Genomic DNA, 2,451 nt, shown 5'->3' on the forward strand with positions numbered 1-2,451 from the left:
TGACCGTGCTCATTGCTGAGTCCCTTTCCAGTTGCGCAGCATCAGCGCGTTGGTGACGACGCTGACACTGCTGAAGGCCATCGCGGCGGCTGCCACGACGGGGCTCAGCAACCCGAAGGCGGCGAGCGGGATGCCGATGACGTTGTAGATGAAGGCCCAGAACAGGTTCTGGCGAATCTTGGCGTAGGTGCGCCGAGAGATGTCGATGGCATCGGCAACTAGAGCCGGGTCTCCGCGCATGAGTGTGACGCCAGCCGCATGCATGGCCACGTCGGTGCCCGTGGACATCGCGATGCCTACGTCTGCCGCAGCCAAGGCCGGCGCGTCGTTGATGCCGTCGCCCACCATGGCCACCCGGTGGCCGCCGTGCTTCAAAGCGGTGACGATCTCCGCCTTGTCCTCGGGAAGCACCTCGGCGCGGATCTCATCGATGCCGAGCTGGCGTCCCACGGAATCGGCGCTGCCCTGGTTGTCCCCGGTGAGCATCACCGTCCTGATGCCCAAGCGGTGCAGCCCCTCAACCGCTCGGGCAGCAGAGGCCTTGGGCGCATCGGCGAAGGCCAGCAGCCCGATCAGCCGCGGTGCTTCACCCACGTCCGCGAGCCAGGACACCGTTCGACCGCTTGCCCGCAGCGTCTGCGCGCGCGCCTCCAGGGCCGACAGTTCGACGCCCAGCTCCTGCATGTAGCGGCTGCTGCCGAGTCTGAGCTCGCGCCGGCGCACGACCGCAGCCATGCCACGCCCGGCAACGGCCCGCACATCGCTGGCCGTCGGCGCGCCAACACGCTCACGCTTGGCGGCCTCCATGACCGCGCGCGCCAGCGGATGCTCGCTGTTCGCCTGGATGGCCGCGGTTGCACCCAGCAGTCCAGCGTCGTCGCCGTCCACCGCGTCGAAAGTCACCAACTCAGGCCTGCCTTCGGTCAGCGTGCCGGTCTTGTCGAAGGCGACGACCTTGACGCTGTGAGCCACCTCCAATGCTTCGGCATCCTTGATGAGGATGCCGTGGCGTGCAGCCACGCCCGTGCCGGCCATGATCGCGGTTGGCGTGGCCAGGCCGAGCGCACAAGGGCAGGCAATGACCAGCACCGCAACGGCGTTGAGGATGGCACGCTCCCAGTCGCCGGTACCCAGCCCCCAGCCCAGCAGCGTGGCTGCCGCGATGCCGATGACCACCGGGACGAACACGGCGCTGACGCGGTCAACCAGGCGCTGGATGGGTGCCTTCTTAGCCTGCGCCGACTCCACCAGGCGAACGATCCTTGCCAAGGTGGACTCGGCCCCCACCGCCGACGTCCGAATAAGCAGCAGGCCCTCGGCGTTGACCGATCCGCCTGTCGCGCGGTCACCCGGGTGCTTGGCAACCGGCAGGCTCTCCCCGGTGATCATGGACTCGTCGATCTCGCTGGCACCTTCGACGACTTCGCCGTCTACGGGCACCCGCTCTCCTGGGCGGACGACCACCAGGTCGCCAACGCGTACGTCGGCAAGGGCCACGTCCACGTCGGCGCCGTCTCGGCGCACACGGGCGCGGTCGGGGCGCAGGGCTTGCAGCGCGCGGATCGCCTCGGTCGTCTGTCGCTTGGCGCGCCCCTCCAGCCATTTGCCGAGCAGCACCAGCGTGATGACCACCGCCGAGGCCTCGAAGTACAGATGAGCCATCGCGTGCTCGCCGTGCTGCCAGAGCTGGTAGACGCTGAGGCCGTAGCCGGCGCTGGTGCCCAAGGCGACAAGAAGGTCCATGTTGCCGGCACCCGCGCGCAGCGCTTTCCAGCCGGCTCGGTAGAAGCGCGCCCCGAGCCAGAACTGCACGGGCGTCGCAAGCAGAAGCTGAAGCCAGCCGGGCAACATCCAAGGCTGATCGGCGAATGCAGTAAGCATCGGCAGCACCAGTGGCGCAGACAGCACACCGGCGACTGCAACCGACCACCAATCGGGAAGGCGACGCTTGATGCGGGAGTCCTTGGCTGACTGCACGCCCACTGCGCCTGCCTCGGACTCGGTCGCGGCGCGCGCGGCATAGCCGGCCCGGTCGATGGCGCGCAGCAACGCGGCGATGTCCACCTCCCTTGCCACCAGCTTAACGTGGGCTTGTTCGGTAGCGAGGTTCACTTCCGCGCCTATGACGCCCGGAACCTTCAACAGCGCCTTTTCGACGCGTGCCACGCAGGACGCGCAGGTCATTCCGTCGACCTGCAAGGTCAGCGACTGCTCAGGGACGTCGTAGCCGGCCTTCTCGACTGCAGCTCGCAATGCGCTGAGGTTGACTTCTGGTGCTGTGTCAACTGTGGCCGCCTCGGTTGCCAGGTTGACGATGGCTTCGCGGACGCCCGGCACCTTCGCAAGGGCCTTCTCGACTCGGGCGACGCAGGAGGCGCAGGTCATCCCTGCGATGGGGAATGTCCAGCGGCGCGCATCTGCCGCCTGAGTGGTGGGTGCAAGTGAGTTCAT

The 2,451-nt window shown here is 67.7% G+C and carries 1 protein-coding gene; it reads right to left on the reverse strand.

Going from position 1 to position 2,451, the window contains the following annotated elements; genetic code table 11:
• Nucleotides 1–9: 9 nt before the first annotated feature.
• Nucleotides 10–2,451 carry a heavy metal translocating P-type ATPase gene (locus ACT6S0_RS27505; RefSeq protein ID WP_444766903.1) on the reverse strand — a complete coding sequence of 814 codons (2,442 nt, stop codon included), beginning with the start codon at nucleotides 2,449–2,451 and terminating at the stop codon, nucleotides 10–12.

The sequence above is a fragment of the Roseateles sp. genome (assembly GCF_052436255.1).
Taxonomy (GTDB): Bacteria; Pseudomonadota; Gammaproteobacteria; order Burkholderiales; family Burkholderiaceae_C; genus Pelomonas.